Origin of the sequence: Actinomycetospora chlora (genome assembly GCF_039542135.1) — a bacterium.
Classification (GTDB): domain Bacteria; phylum Actinomycetota; class Actinomycetes; order Mycobacteriales; family Pseudonocardiaceae; genus Actinomycetospora; species Actinomycetospora chlora.
Map to the genome: position 1 here is coordinate 112,346 of NZ_BAABHO010000005.1, position 13,255 is coordinate 125,600.

Annotated in this window: 16 protein-coding genes; 12 read left to right on the plus strand and 4 right to left on the minus strand. The window is 77.5% G+C overall.

Translation table 11 applies throughout. From position 1 onward, the window contains the following. The first annotated feature begins 37 nt into the window (after positions 1–37). Positions 38–1,243: a sensor histidine kinase gene (locus ABD994_RS04695; RefSeq protein ID WP_345411268.1), complete on the plus strand. Its 1,206-nt coding sequence runs from the start codon at positions 38–40 to the stop codon at positions 1,241–1,243. Beyond that, positions 1,240–1,893, plus strand: coding sequence for a response regulator (locus tag ABD994_RS04700; RefSeq protein WP_345411269.1), 654 nt, complete (start codon positions 1,240–1,242; stop codon positions 1,891–1,893). Before ABD994_RS04695 ends, ABD994_RS04700 begins: the two co-directional genes overlap by 4 nt. Here ABD994_RS04700 and ABD994_RS04705 read toward each other — a convergent pair whose 3' ends face one another. Beyond that, the gene (locus tag ABD994_RS04705) at positions 1,894–3,093 is read right to left on the minus strand and encodes an MFS transporter (protein WP_345411270.1); all 1,200 of its coding nucleotides are present in this window, start codon (positions 3,091–3,093) and stop codon (positions 1,894–1,896) included. After that, positions 3,090–3,743: a molybdenum cofactor biosysynthesis protein gene (locus tag ABD994_RS04710; RefSeq protein ID WP_345411271.1), complete on the minus strand. Its 654-nt coding sequence runs from the start codon at positions 3,741–3,743 to the stop codon at positions 3,090–3,092. The genes ABD994_RS04705 and ABD994_RS04710 overlap by 4 nt, the downstream gene beginning before the upstream one ends. A 56-nt stretch (positions 3,744–3,799) precedes the next feature. On the opposite strand from ABD994_RS04710, the gene ABD994_RS04715 reads away from it, so the two are divergent. The 9 genes from ABD994_RS04715 to ABD994_RS04755 all read left to right on the plus strand — a co-directional run bounded on the left by ABD994_RS04715 (position 3,800) and on the right by ABD994_RS04755 (position 11,641). Beyond that, positions 3,800–4,096: a hypothetical protein gene (locus ABD994_RS04715; protein ID WP_345411272.1), complete on the plus strand. Its 297-nt coding sequence runs from the start codon at positions 3,800–3,802 to the stop codon at positions 4,094–4,096. 52 nt (positions 4,097–4,148) lie between these two features. Then, positions 4,149–5,249 carry an N-acetylglucosamine-6-phosphate deacetylase gene (locus ABD994_RS04720; protein ID WP_345411273.1) on the plus strand — a complete coding sequence of 367 codons (1,101 nt, stop codon included), beginning with the start codon at positions 4,149–4,151 and terminating at the stop codon, positions 5,247–5,249. A gap of 137 nt (positions 5,250–5,386) precedes the next feature. Further along, positions 5,387–6,589 (plus strand): glycosyltransferase family 2 protein, encoded by a 1,203-nt coding sequence (locus tag ABD994_RS04725; RefSeq protein ID WP_345411274.1) that lies wholly within the window; start codon positions 5,387–5,389, stop codon positions 6,587–6,589. Between the two features lie 26 nt (positions 6,590–6,615). After that, positions 6,616–6,795 carry a hypothetical protein gene (locus tag ABD994_RS04730; RefSeq protein WP_345411275.1) on the plus strand — a complete coding sequence of 60 codons (180 nt, stop codon included), beginning with the start codon at positions 6,616–6,618 and terminating at the stop codon, positions 6,793–6,795. A 16-nt stretch (positions 6,796–6,811) separates the two neighbouring features. After that, positions 6,812–7,636 (plus strand): polysaccharide deacetylase family protein, encoded by an 825-nt coding sequence (locus tag ABD994_RS04735; RefSeq protein WP_345411276.1) that lies wholly within the window; start codon positions 6,812–6,814, stop codon positions 7,634–7,636. After that, entirely contained in the window at positions 7,633–9,150 is a 1,518-nt protein-coding gene (locus tag ABD994_RS04740; RefSeq protein ID WP_345411277.1) for a lanthionine synthetase LanC family protein, read from the plus strand. The genes ABD994_RS04735 and ABD994_RS04740 overlap by 4 nt, the downstream gene beginning before the upstream one ends. A 97-nt stretch (positions 9,151–9,247) precedes the next feature. Continuing rightward, positions 9,248–9,763 carry a CvpA family protein gene (locus ABD994_RS04745; RefSeq protein ID WP_345411278.1) on the plus strand — a complete coding sequence of 172 codons (516 nt, stop codon included), beginning with the start codon at positions 9,248–9,250 and terminating at the stop codon, positions 9,761–9,763. Beyond that, on the plus strand, positions 9,760–10,770 hold the full coding sequence (locus ABD994_RS04750) for a hypothetical protein (protein WP_345411279.1): 1,011 nt from the start codon (positions 9,760–9,762) through the stop codon (positions 10,768–10,770). The genes ABD994_RS04745 and ABD994_RS04750 overlap by 4 nt, the downstream gene beginning before the upstream one ends. Positions 10,771–10,795: 25 nt before the next feature. Continuing rightward, entirely contained in the window at positions 10,796–11,641 is an 846-nt protein-coding gene (locus ABD994_RS04755) for a hypothetical protein (RefSeq protein WP_345411280.1), read from the plus strand. On the opposite strand, the gene ABD994_RS04760 is transcribed toward ABD994_RS04755, so the two are convergent. Next, complete coding sequence (locus ABD994_RS04760; protein WP_345411281.1) at positions 11,631–12,308, minus strand: maleylpyruvate isomerase family mycothiol-dependent enzyme; 678 nt, start codon at positions 12,306–12,308, stop codon at positions 11,631–11,633. The genes ABD994_RS04755 and ABD994_RS04760 overlap by 11 nt on opposite strands. 160 nt (positions 12,309–12,468) lie before the next feature. Here ABD994_RS04760 and ABD994_RS04765 point away from each other — a divergent pair, with 160 nt between their 5' ends. Further along, the gene (locus ABD994_RS04765; protein ID WP_345411282.1) at positions 12,469–12,948 is read left to right on the plus strand and encodes a MarR family winged helix-turn-helix transcriptional regulator; all 480 of its coding nucleotides are present in this window, start codon (positions 12,469–12,471) and stop codon (positions 12,946–12,948) included. 6 nt (positions 12,949–12,954) lie between these two features. Here ABD994_RS04765 and ABD994_RS04770 read toward each other — a convergent pair whose 3' ends face one another. Continuing rightward, positions 12,955–13,200 (minus strand): hypothetical protein, encoded by a 246-nt coding sequence (locus ABD994_RS04770; RefSeq protein WP_345411283.1) that lies wholly within the window; start codon positions 13,198–13,200, stop codon positions 12,955–12,957. Positions 13,201–13,255: the final 55 nt, after the last annotated feature.

Below are 13,255 nucleotides of genomic sequence, written 5' to 3' on the forward strand. Positions count from 1 at the left end.
GGTGTGCGCGGGCGCCGGCGGGGCCAGACTCGGCGGGGTGGAGCCACGGGGAGAGCCGGTCGCGGGCACGGTGCCGCGCGGGCTGCCGACCGTCGGGGTGCCGGCCCCGGCGGACGGCAGCGGGTGGCGGCGCGGGGCGCGGCCGCTGATGTGGCTGCTGCTCGCGGCCGCGTCGCTGTGGCCGCTGACCGGCGCCGCGCTGGGCGCCGCGGGGCTCGTCCTGGCCGGCGCGGTGACGGCGGTGGCCGCCGACCGCGACCCGGACGTCGTCTCCGGACGCGGCGCCGCGCGGCGGGTCGCCCTGCTGGCCGTCACCGCCCTGAGCGGGCTCGCCGCCGTCCTCGTCGAGCCGCGCGGGCTCGGGTACGCGTCGGCCTTCGTGGCGGCCACCATGATCGCCCGGCTGGTCGGCGACCGGCGCGTCGTCGCCCTGTTCGCCGCCGTCCTGACGGTGCTGGTCGCCGCCGTGGTCCTCGCCGTGTCCGCGAGCCCGTGGGCGCTGCTGGCGGCCGTCGGGGTGCCGCTGCTGGCGTCCCGCGCGTGGAGCCGGGCGGAGTTCCACCGCGAGCACGTCCGCGTCGTCGCCCTGCTCGCCGAGCGGGACGCGCTGCGCGGCGCCGAGATCGCCGCGGCGGCCGCGTCGTCGGCGGCCGAGGAGCGGGCCCGCATCGCCCGCGACCTGCACGACGTCCTCGCCCACACCCTCTCCGGGCTCTCGCTGCACCTGCAGGGCATCCGGGCGGTGCTGGCCCGGCGCTCCGCCGAGGACGACCCGGTGATCGCCCAGGTCGACCGCGCCGCCGACCTCGCCCGCACCGGCCTGGCCGAGGCCAAGGAGGCCGTCGCCGCGCTGCGGGCGCCGCACGCGTCCGCGGCCGACGTCGAGCGCCTGGCCCGCGAGCACGGCGCGAGCCTGACCGTGCACGGCGACCTCGACGCCTGCCCGGCGCCGTGGCGGGAGGCGGCGGTCGCGACGGTGCGGGAGGGCCTGACCAACGCCGGGCGCCACGCCCCGGGCGCCACGGCGGCGGTGACCGTCGACGCCCGGGACGGCCTGGTCGTGCGGGTGGCCGACGAGGGCCGGGCTGCCGGCGCCACCGGGCCGGCGGACGTCGGCGGCGGTCAGGGGCTCGCGGGCCTGGCCGAGCGGGCCGCGCTGCTGGGCGGCTCCCTCGACTCCGGGCACGACGGGTCCGGCTGGCAGGTCACCCTGCGGGTGCTGGCCCCGGAGCGGGTGCCGTGACCGTCCGCGTGGTGCTGGCCGACGACCAGGCCGTCGTCCGCGACGGGCTCGCGCTGCTCCTCGGCGCCGCCGACGACCTCGACGTCGTGGGCGCGGCGGCCGACGGCACGCAGGCCGTGTCGCTCGTGCTCGCCGTGCGCCCCGACGTGGCGCTGGTCGACCTGCGGATGCCGGGCCTGGACGGCGCCGGGGTCACCGCGGCGGTGCGGGCCGGGGCCCCCGAGGTGCGCGTCCTCGTGCTCACCACCTACGCCGACGACGACGCCGTCCTGCCGGCCCTGCGCGCGGGCGCGGCGGGCTACCTGACCAAGGACACCACCGGCGAGGCCCTCGTCGCCGCGATCCGGACCGTCGCGGCCGGGGGCTCGGTGCTCGACGCGTCCGTCCAGCGCCGGCTCGTCGAGCTGGCGGGGGCGCCGGCGGCGGCACCGCCGGACCCGTCCGCGGGGATCGCCGACGGCCTCACCGCCCGCGAGGTCGACGTGCTGCGCCTCGTCGCCCAGGGCCTGTCCAACCAGCAGACCGCCACCCGGCTGGTGGTCAGCGAGGCGACGGTGAAGACGCACGTCAACCACCTGATCTCCAAGCTCGGCGTCGACGGGCGCCCGGCCCTCGTCGCGTGGGCCTGGCGGCACGGCATCGCGCGGTGATCAGGTGCGCGGGAGGAACCAGATCCCGAGGCCGAGCACCGCGACGGCGGCACCGAGGACGCAGACGCCCGTCCAGCCCCACGCCGGGTAGACGAGCGACACCGCGGCCGAGGCGAGCGTGCCGCCCAGGAACGCCGAGGTGACGAACGCCGTCGTGACGCGGCTGCGGGCCTGCGGGGCCAGCGCGTAGATCACGCTCTGGTGGCTGATCTGCAGGCTCTGCTGGGCGAGGTCGAGCACGACGACGCCCGCGATCAGCGCGACGATCGACGCCCCACCGAGCCCGAGCAGCGCCCAGCTCGCCAGCAGCACGACCAGCCCGACCGTGACGACGACCGTGCCGTGACCCCGGTCGGCGAGGCGCCCGGCCAGCGGCGCCATCGCCGCGCCGGCGAGGCCCGCGAGCCCGAACAGGCCCACGATCGCCGGGCCGTAGCCGTACGGGGGCGCGGAGAGCAGGAAGTCGATCGCCGTCCACAGGATCGTGAAGCAGCCCATGCCGACCGCGGCGAGCGCCATCCGGCGGCGCAGCTCGGGCTCGCGGCGCACGAGGCCGAGCACCGAGCGCAGCAGCCGCGGGTAGGTCGTCGACTCGGTGGGTGTGATGCGGGGCAGCCCGAACCGCACGACGACGGCGAGCAGCACCATCACCCCGGCCGCCACGCCGAACACCCAGCGCCACCCGCCGACCTCGGCGACGAAGCCCGCGATCGTGCGGGCGCCGAGGATGCCGAGCAGGAGCCCGCTCATGACGGTGCCGACCACCCGGCCCCGCTCGTGGTCGCCCGCCAGCGACGCGGCGAGCGGCACGGCGATCTGCGCCACCGCCGACGTCACCCCGACCAGCGCCACCGCGGCCGCGAGCAGCGCGAACGACGGCGCGCCGGCGGCCAGCGCGAGCGACACGGCCGACGCGGCGAGCAGCACGGAGACCAGGCGCCGCCGCTCGAGCAGGTCGCCGAGGGGCACCAGCAGCGCCAGCGCCGTCGCGTACCCGACCTGCGACGCGGTCACCAGCAGCCCGGCGGTGCCGTCGCCGACGCCGAAGGCCTCGCCGATCGTGTGCAGCAGCGGCTGCGCGTAGTAGATGTTGGCCACCGCGGCGCCGCAGACGACCGCCAGCAGCAGCGTCCGGGCGCGACCGATGGTCCGCGTGCCCTCGGTGGTGCTGGCCGCTCCGGTCCCCGTCTCGGCGCTCACCGCACGACCGTGCCCGGCGCGGTGCCGCCGTACCCGCGGTCGAGACCGATCCCACCGTCGGCGCGCCCGGTTGAGGGCGGCTCGTCCCCGGACGTCCGGAGGGGACGGCGCCGGTGCGGGAGACCGGCGCGGGCCGGATCCAGGACGAGGTCGTCGTCGACGGTCACCGTGGCGGGCCCGAGCCGCAGCGTCCCGGACGACAGCGCCGCGCACCGCACCCCGGCCCGCCCGCGCAGGGCCGCGTGGGCACCCGGCGCGAGGACGACGTCCATCCACGCGCACGGCGCCGCCGGGCGCCCGCCGCCCAGGCGGACCGGCCCGTCGCCGGTGTCGATCGTGAACTCCCGCCCGCGCAGCGCTTCGACCTCGAGCCCGCGGGTGACGACCGTGCGCCGCGCGGCCACCGGGTCGAACGGCGCGACGCCCAGCTCGTCGGCGACGGCCTCGAGCGCCTCGGCGGCCAGCAGCGTCACCGCGGCCGCGCGGTGCGCGGGGCGCCCGGCGTAGCGATCGCCGACGACGCCGTACCCGGCGCGGACCTCGATGGCCTCGGGGGTCTCCGTGGGCACCGGCCGCGGCCCGTCGCCCGGGCGGCCCTCGTACGCGTGCCCGGCCGAGACGACGAACCGCACGATCTCGATCCCGGCCACGCGGTCCAGCCTAGGAGCGCCGGTAACGCGCGGTCCCCGGACGGCGAGGAACGGCCGTGACCTCGCCGACCCACCCCGTCGCCCGGCGCTCGAACGGGCCCGCGACCGCCGGGTTCGTCGTCGCCCTCTGCGGCGCGCTGCTCTCGCTGGTGCCGTTCATCGGCGTCGTCGCGTGGGTGGTGGCGCCGGTCGGGCTGGTGCTGTCGATCGTCGGGTACGGCCGGTCCGCGCTGGCGGGCGGTCGCGGCCTCGCGGTGGCCGGCCTGGTGCTCGGCGCGGCCGGGCTGGTGATGTGCTTCCTGTGGATGGTCGGGTTCGCCGCCGCCGGCGGCCTGGAGACCACGAGCTTCTGAGTCGAACCGTGTCCCCGGGACACGGGTCCGCGCCGGCGGCACACTGACCGGCGTGCGGCTCGGCGTCTCCGCGGCGGTGGTCGACGGGGCCTGGCGCCCCGGCGACGTCGAGGTCGCCGACGGCCGGGTGACCGCGGTGGGCCTGCCGCCGGCGCGCGGCGACCTGGTCGCCGTCCCCGGGTTCGTCGACCTGCTCTGCCACGGGTACGCCGGGGTCGACCTCGCGCGCGCCGGGGTCGACGAGGTCGCCGCCTTCCGCGCCGCCGTCGCGCGCGACGGCACCACCGCGGTCTGCCCGTCGCTGCTCACCGACGACCCGGACCGCACGGCGGCGGCGCTGGCCGTGCTCGACGCCGCCCGCGGCCGGCCGGGGGGCGCCCACCTGCTCGGCGCCCACCTCGAGGGGCCGTTCCTCTCCCCCGCGCGGCTCGGGACGCACCCGCCCGAGCACCGTCGCGACCCCGACCCCGCGCTGCTCGCCCGCCTGCTCGACACCGGCCGGGTCGACGTCGTCACCCTCGCCCCGGAGCTCCCCGGCGCCGGCGCGCTCGTCGGCCTCCTCCGTGACCGCGGCGTGGTGGTCTCCGCCGGGCACAGCGACGCCGACGCCGGGCAGGCCCACCGCGCCGTCGACCGCGGGATCCGCGCCGTCACCCACCTCCACAACGCCATGAGCGGTCTCGACCACCGCGCGCCGGGGCTCGCCGCGGTCGCGCTGACCCGCCCGGAGGTGGTCGTCACGATCATCGGCGACGGCCACCACGTCGCCGGTGAGATGGTGCGGCTCGCCGCGGGCGCGGCGGCCGGTCGCTGGGCGCTCGTCACCGACGCCCTGGCCGCGGCCGGCATGCCCGACGGCCCCTCCCGCCTGGCGGGCGTGCCCGTGACGCTGGCCGACGGCGTCGTCCGGAACACCGCCGGCGGGCTCGCCGGCGCCGCCGCCCCGCTCGTCCGCGGCGTCCGGACCGCGGTCGCGGCGGGGGTCGACCTCCTCGACGCGGTGACCGCCGCCACGGCCACCCCGGCGCGGCTCCTCGGCCGCCCCGACCTCGGCCGGATCACGCCGGACGGCCCTGCCGACGTCGTCCTCCTGGACGCCGACCTGGCCGTCACCCGGGTGCTCGTGGGCGGCCACGTGGTGGGCGGTGAGTGACGCTCCGGCGTCGGGCGCGATATCCGGAGTCTCACGATGGTGTAACGAATTCTCCGCTGTGTACGGTATGCCCGAAGAGCAGCCCACCGATCGGGTGAGTGGGGTGCTGACCGTGGGTCGACGCACGAGGAGGTGGCGTGGCGAGCAGCACGGCCGTCTCCCCCTCGACTCCCCCCTCGACCCGCCGCCGTCCCGCCCGCCGCTCCGGCGACCCGGACGTCCCCACGGTGCGGCTGCGCACGGCCGTCGCCGCCCCCGCACGGCCCGCCCCGGCGCGGCCCGCCCGGGGCGCCACGGCGGTCACCACCGTCACGGTCCTCGTGCCCGCGCACGACGAGGAGGCGGGGATCGCGGCGACGGTGGAGGGCCTGCTCGCGCAGGAGGTCCCCGACGAACTGCGGATCACCGGCGTCGTGGTGGTCGCCAACAACTGCAGCGACCGCACCGCCGAGATCGCGCGCCGCTACCCGGTGACCGTCCTCGAGATGGACGACAACCCGGACAAGAAGGCCGGCGCGCTCAACCACGGCTGGCGCGAGACCGCCCGCGACGCCGACCTCGTGCTGACCATGGACGCCGACACGGTGCTACGGCCCGACACCGTCGCCGCGATGGCCGCCGCGATGCGCGGCAACGCCGTCCTCGGCGCCGTCTGCGCGCGCTACTGGGCGACGCCGGGGCGCGGGCTGGCCTGGCGGCTGCAGCGCCTGGAGTACGCCCGCTACGACGACCTGCGCGACCTGCGCGGCTGGCGGGTCTCGGTGGCCAGCGGCGCCGCGGCGATGTACCGCAACCACGCCCTCGAGCAGGTCGCCGCGGACCGCGACGGCTCCCCCTGGGACGGCGCGTCGCTCATCGAGGACTACGCGCTGACCCTCGAGCTCAAGTCGCGGGGCTGGCGGGTGGCCGCCGCGAAGGGCGCGCACGTGTACACCACGCCGCCGAGCACGTTCCGCGCGGTGTGGCGCCAGCGGCTGCGCTGGGGGCGCGGCGGGATGGACGAGTGCCTCAAGCGGGGCTGGTCGCCCGCGACGCGCCAGGACGTCCTGTCCTACGTGCTCTTCGGCTTCAGCGTGTTCTTCCGCGTGCTGTTCGTGGCGATGCTCGCGCTGATGATCATCTACGAGGTGCCGTTCCGCTACGCGCTGATCGGGCTCGTCCCGCTCGGTGTCATGTGGCTGGAGCGGGTCACCTCGATGTGGCGCGTCCCCGACCGCGGGTTCCGTGACGTGGCGCTCGTCGCGGTGGTGCTGGTCGAGGACGTCTACGGCTTCTTCCTCGAGCTGTGCGCGGTGGTGGCGGCGGTCCGCTGCCTCAACGCGCACCGCCAGGCCTGGTAACGGAACGGAAGGGGACGAACGCGCGGATGTACGGCGAGCACTCCTACTACCTGACCAGCGGGGTCGGCGGCGGCACGACGGGGCTGGCGCTGGCCGCGGCCACGGGCATCAACGCGATGGCGGCGGTGCTCATGGGCGTCACCGTGGTGTTCACACTGATGCTGCTCGTGCGGATCGTGCGCCGCGGCGCCCGCCTGCGCCGCTGACCCGGCCGCCGACACTGTGTCGTTCGACGACCGGCGCCGGAACGTCCGCTCGCTGCTGTTCTTCCTCGTCGCCCTGCTGGGCACCGCCGTCCTGTCCTTCGCCGGCTCCTTCGCCGGCGCGGCGGACCGCGGGGAGCTCACCGGCCGCCGCTACACCCCCACCCCGGCCGACCGGGCCCTGCCGCCGACGGTCTCCAGCGCACCCGGCCCCCGCGTCGCGCTGACGTTCGACGACGGACCGTCGCCGCAGGTCACGCCGTACATCCTGGACGTGCTCGCCGCCAAGCGGGTGCCCGCCACCTTCTTCCTGCAGGGCGAGCACGTCGCGGACCACCCGGACCTGGTGCGCCGGGTGGCCGCCGAGGGGCACGTCGTCGCCAACCACGGCTGGGACCACCCCTGGTTCCCGGACCTCACGCCCCAGGAGGCCGAGTCCCAGATCGGCCGCACCAACGACCTGCTCACGGAGATCACCGGGGTGCGGCCGACCCTCTTCCGCTACCCGTTCGGCCAGCCCTCCCCCGGCGGCGACGCGGCGCTCGCACGCCTGGGCCTCACCGGCGGGGTGCACTGGAAGTGGGCGTCCAGCAAGCCGGGCGACTTCCAGTGCCCGGGCACCGACGCCCTCGTCGACTACGTCCTCACCGAGTCGGTCGACCAGGCGATGATCCTGCTCCACGACGCCGGCGACGTCATCGGCTGCCCGCCCGAGCAGCTCGACTACCTGCCCCGGGCGATCGACGCGCTGCGGGCCCGCGGCGTCACGTTCGGCGTCGTCGCGCCCTCGCCGGTGCGCTCGGCGGTCAACAGCGGCTCGCCCGCGGCGGTGGTCCCGCGGTGAGGCTGATCCTGGTGGTGGCGCTCCTCGCCGTCCTGTCAGCGTGTGCCGCCGCGCCCGCGGCCGAACGCCGCGGTCCGGCGGGTGGCCCGGCGGGTGGTCCGGACGCCCTGCCCACCGCCTTCGCCGACCGCCTCGTCGCCGACGGCGTCGCCGACCCGCTCGGACCCGACGGCCCGCCCGGCGCCCGCGCGTGGACCAGCGCGATCCAGGCCCCGCACCGCCAGACCGACCGCGACGTCGGGGCGGCCGGCGTCGCGCACGGGCTGCTCGCGCTGGCCGCGGCGACCCCCGACCCGGCCGTCCGCGCCCGCCACCTCGCCGGGGCCCGGGCCGCCGGGGACTTCCTGCTCGGCGCGCAGTCCCGCGGGCGCTTCCCCGACTACGTCGACCCCGACGGGCCCTCCGCCCGGGCGTACACCTCGTTCGACGACGGCGCCGCCGGCATCGCCGAGGTGCTCTCGCGCCTCGAGGAGGCCACGGGCGACGACCGCTACCGCGCCGGTGCCCGCGCCGCCACCCGCTGGTTGCTCAGCCGCGCCGAGGGCGTCGACGGGACGCCGTGCCCGGAGATGTGCCGGTGGGCATGGGTGGACCACCCGGGCAGCACCGACCCGCCCTCCTACCGCCACGGTATGGGCGAGGGCCAGGCCGGCATCGTCCACGGGCTCTCGCTGCTGGCCGAGCGCACCGGGGACCGCGCGCTCGCCGCGCACGCCGTCGGCGGGGCCACCTACCTCGCGAGCCGCCTCGACCCGGACGGCGGTCTGCCCGAACGCGCGGACGAGCCCCGGCGCAACACCGGCTTCCTCTCCGGCACCGCCGGCGCGGCCTTCGTCTTCCTGCGGATGTACCGGTGGACCGGCGACGAGCGCTGGCGCGGCCACGCCGAGGCGGCCCTCGGGTTCCTCGACCGCACCGCGCAGCCCGCCGGGCGGGGCTCCACCTGGCCGATCCTGATGGGCGCCGGGGACCAGGCGCTGACGCCCGACAACCCGCGCCGCGCGACCGGGATGGAGGAGGGCGCGGCGGGGATCGGGTGGGTGTCGTTGCAGGCCCACGCGCTGCTCGGCGATCCCCGCCACCTCGAGCGGGCCCGGGCGGCCGGGCGCTGGCTCGTCGACGTCGCGCTCGACGAGCCGGTGGGGCGGGCCTGGGCGGAGTTCGAGGGCAGCCCGACGGTGCACACGTCCACCAACAGCGGCGCCGCGGGCACCGGCTGGTACCTCGACACGCTCGCCCGGGTCACCGGTGAGGAGGAGTTCGCGGCCGCCGCGCTCGACGCCCGGAGCTGGCTCCTGGCCGTCGCGACCCCGGACGGCCGGTGGGGCGCCACCCGCGAGGCGGGGACCTGGACGCTCGGCGGCGAGCCGTCGTGGCACTGGGGGGCGGCGGGGATCGTCGGCTTCCTGGCACGGACGGCGGGCGGGCCGGTCGACAGCCCGGCGATGCCCGAGGTCCTGGTGCCGCTCGAGGGCCCACCGTCCGAGAGCACTGCTCGCGACATCGGGAATTAGTTCCCGATCGTCCCGCCGCCGGGCCGTCCCGCGCGGCGTTGACTCGGTGTCACCCGGAGACGTGTGGACGCTCCCGGGACGGGACCGAGGAGGAGCCGTGACGGTCGTCGACCTGGTGGTGCTCGCGGTGGTGCTCGTCGCCGCGCTGCGCGGCTGGCGCCGCGGCGGCACCGGGCTCGTCCTGCGCGCGGCCGGCGCCGTCGCCGGGGTACTGATCACCGGGGCGCTGGCGCGCTGGCTCGTCCCCCTGGTCCTCGCCCCCGACGCCGCCGTCTCCCGTTACGCCGTCGTCCTGGCCGCCGCCCTCGTGGGCGCGCTGGTCGGCTGGGGCGTCGGCCGTCGGGTCGGGGAGGCGCTGGTCCGTCGCACCGGCGGCGGCTGGCACCGGCCGGGCCTGCCCGACCGCCTCCTCGGCGTCGTGGCGCACGGTGCGCTGGCGCTGATGCTGCTCGTCCTCGCCACGGGCGTCGTGTCCTGGATCGGCCCGAGCGGCCTCGGCGAGGCGGCGCGCGGCAGCACCGTCCTCGGGGCCGCCGCGCAGCACCTGCCTGACCCGCTGGTGCTCCTGCCCGCCCGGGACGGCGGCACGCTCGCCGACGGGGGTGCGCGGTGACCGGACCCCTGACCACCCCGCGCGTCGCCGGCGCCGCGGCACTGGTCCTGCTGCTGCTCACGTGGTGGGCGTCGGGCTCGTTCGTCCTCGCGCTGCTCGTGCTCGTCCTGGTCGCGGGCACCGTGACGCTCGCCTGGCTCGCCGTCTCGTGGAGCACGCGGGGCGCGCCCGCGGCCGGCCCGGACGCGGTGATCGGCGCCCTGCCCACCACCGACCTGACCCCGCCGTCGCCCGGCGAGCGAGCGCGGCGGGCCGTGCGCGGCCTGCTCGGGCGCCCGTGGGTGCACGGCGACGGTCTCGTCCGTGCCGCGGCGCGCAGGCTCGCCTCCGAGGAGGCGCTGGTGTGGACGCCGCGCGGGCAGCGCGTCACCGCGCCGCACCTGTGGGTGGAGCTCCACCCCGACGACCTCGCCGACGTGGCCGCGCGCTGGCCGCTGGAGGTGCTCGCCGACGAGCTGCTCAGCGGCTACCTCGAGCACGCCCGCGAGACCGACGCCCGGCGGCTCGCCGAGCGCACCCACCTGCACCTGCTGCCCGGGGCCGACGTCCCGGTCGGGCGGGTGCTCGTCACGGCCGCGTTCTCGCGGCCGCCCGCGGACCCGGTCGCCACCGCCTCGGCGACCGACCCGATCCCGTCGTCGGCGGCGTCCCCTCCGCCGCCGCTGCCCGCGGCACGCGCCGCGGCCCCGTTCCCTCCCGGGCCACGCCCGGCCGTGCCGGGGGCAGCCGGCCGGCCCGGGCGGGGTCTGCTGCCACCTCCACCTCGGCCGGCTCCGGCGCGGGGGCCGGCCGGGGCTTCCCGGGACTCCGTCGGGGGGTTCCGGGAAGAGGGGGCGGCAGGGCGAACGCTGGCGGTCCCGACCGCGGTCGTCGACCGCGGCCGGACGGTGGTGCAGACCGTCCTGCAGTCCGCGGTGCAGCGCGTTCGGGCGAACGCCGGGAAGGGCACCTCTCCCGGCGTAGGCTCACGTCCGCCGACGGGACCCCGCCGGCGCGGGGGCGGGTGAGCAGCCGGACCGACCGGGAGGTGGCGTGACGCGATCACGCACCGCCGCGTACGGCCCGTCCCACGGCCCCGGGGCCGGCACGCCCCGTCTGCCGGCCGGTGGGCTCGCCGTCCTCGACGTCCGCACCGAACGCACCCAGTCCGTCCCGTGGGGCGAGCGCATCACGATCGGCCGCGGTGACACCACGGGGCGGGTCGGCGGCGGCCTGGGCTCGCCGCGGCACGTCCCCGTCACCGACGACCGCGTGTCGCGGCTCGCCGCGGAGATCGAGGTGCGCGACGACGCCTACCTGATCATCAACCGGCAGCGCCACGGCGGCCTGCTGACGCTGTTCGTCCCCGGGGTGCCGGGCAAGGACCGCATCCGGGCCGGCAACGGCCTGCTGGTGCGCGACGACCGCTCCTCGCTCGGCCTGTGGTTCCCCGACGGTCAGGAGCTGACCCTGGCGCTGCTGCGCTTCGCCCCGGCGGCCGGTTCCGGCCCGGGCACCAGCGGCGGCCTCGCCGGCGGCCGCACGATCGACACCTCGCTGCCCACGGCGGAGACCTGGTGGTCGGTGCTCGTCGCGGCCTGCGGCCCGACGCTCATCGCCGCGGCGACGGCCGGGCCCGGCACGGTCCCCCGCGACGTCCACGGCGACGCCGAGCAGATCGCCGACTGGCACCGCGCCGAGGGTCGCCCGGCCCCGAGCCCGAAGACCCAGAGCGAGGCGTTCCGCCACGCCCAGCGCTGGCTGCGCGGCCTGAGGCTCAACGACAAGACCCGCGGCTGGCGCATCGCGGTCGTCGAGCAGGCCATCCACCTGCGGCTGGTGACGATCGACGACGTGCGCCTGCTGTTCCCGAGCCAGGTGCCGCCCGCTATTCGCTGAGGTCCCGCGACGGGAGCGCCCCGAGGATCGCGAAGGCGTCGAGGTAGGGCTCCACGTCGCCGCGGGTGGTCCAGCTCCGCAGCTGGGCGGCCGAGCGGCGGGTGACCAGGGCCCGCGCGAGGTCGAAGTCCGACGCGCGGATCTCCACCGCGGCGTCGGGCGGGTCCCCCGCCGAGCACCACGACCACCGCTGCCCGACCAGCGCGAGCGGCGCCAACCCGGGGTCGAGCCGGGACGCCAGGCGGCCGACGAACCGTTCCCGCATCGCCGCCATGGCCGGGGTGTCCTGCCCGCCGGGCTCGCCCAGCGCCCCGCGCAGGTCCTGCTCGTGGATGGTGACGTCACCCAGCGGTCGCGTGCCGTGCTCGGCCATCCAGGCGCGCAGGGGCCCGGTGAGCGCCTGCCACTCGGTCACCAGCGCGTCGACGTCCCGGTCCCGGCGCTGCTCCACCTGCTGCGCGGTCCACGCCTCGTTGTGGTCGTCGGGCTCGTTGCCGGCCACCACGTCGGCGCCGAGGCCGACCATGTGCGAGAGCAGGTCGCGCACCGTCCAGTCCGGGCAGGACGGCACGGTGATCGCCGCGCGCTCGGGCGGGAGCCCGGCGACGAGGGCGATCACCCGCTCCTGGGCGCGGGTCCACTCCGCGATGGCGTCCTCGTCGTCCACGGAGCGCGAGCCTGCCACGTGCCCCACCTCGGCGCCCGGACGGATCCACACGGCTGGAGGAACCAACCGAACGCCCGGTGACCGAAGAGGACGACCGCTCAGCACACCGACCGTGGCCGGAGATGCGTTGTGTGTCACTCGGTTGTGTCACAGTGGATGAATGTCAAGCGAGGGGGACGCGAGGAACGGTGGTCCGACCACCCCGGACGCCATCCGTCGAGCACCGGGTTATCTGGCCCGCCGGTTGCACCAGGCCTACACCGCCGCCTGGGCACGCCGCGTCGACCCGGTGCTGACGGGACCGCAGTACGCCGTGCTGGTCACGGTCGAGGCGCACCCGCGCCTCGACCAGGGCTCGCTGGCGAACACGGTGGCGCTGGACCGGTCGACCATGGCCGACGTCTGTCGCCGGCTGGAGGAACGCGGCCTGATCGAGCGCACCCAGGCACCCGCCGACGGCCGTCGCAAGCTCCTGGGCCTGACCGACCAGGGACGCGAGGCCCTGCACCGGGTGCACCAGCGGGTGCTCGCCCTCGAGGGCGAGCTGATGGCCGAGCACGCGGAGATGACGCAGCTGCTCGCCCACCTCGACGACCTGTCGCGCCGCTGGGAGACGGTCGCCTCCGGGCCCTCGGCCTGACGACCCTCAGCGCTCGGCGGCGGGCCCGGCCGGCTGCGCGGCCCGCCGCTGCGCCCGCATGAGCAGCAGGGCCACACCCGTCACCACGGTCGCGGCCAGCGCGACCGTGAAGATCGCCCACGGGACGAACGCGCCCGAGACGAGCGCGAACAGTCCGAAGTACGCGGTGACCACCGCGTAGACCACGATCTGCACGCGGGCCAGGAAGCGGTTGCGGTCGGTGTCGCGCGGCGGCCACGTCAAGCCCGGCATGGCGGGCACGGTACGCGGCCGTCCCGGCGTGCCCGCCGTCAGGCCGCCGCGTAGG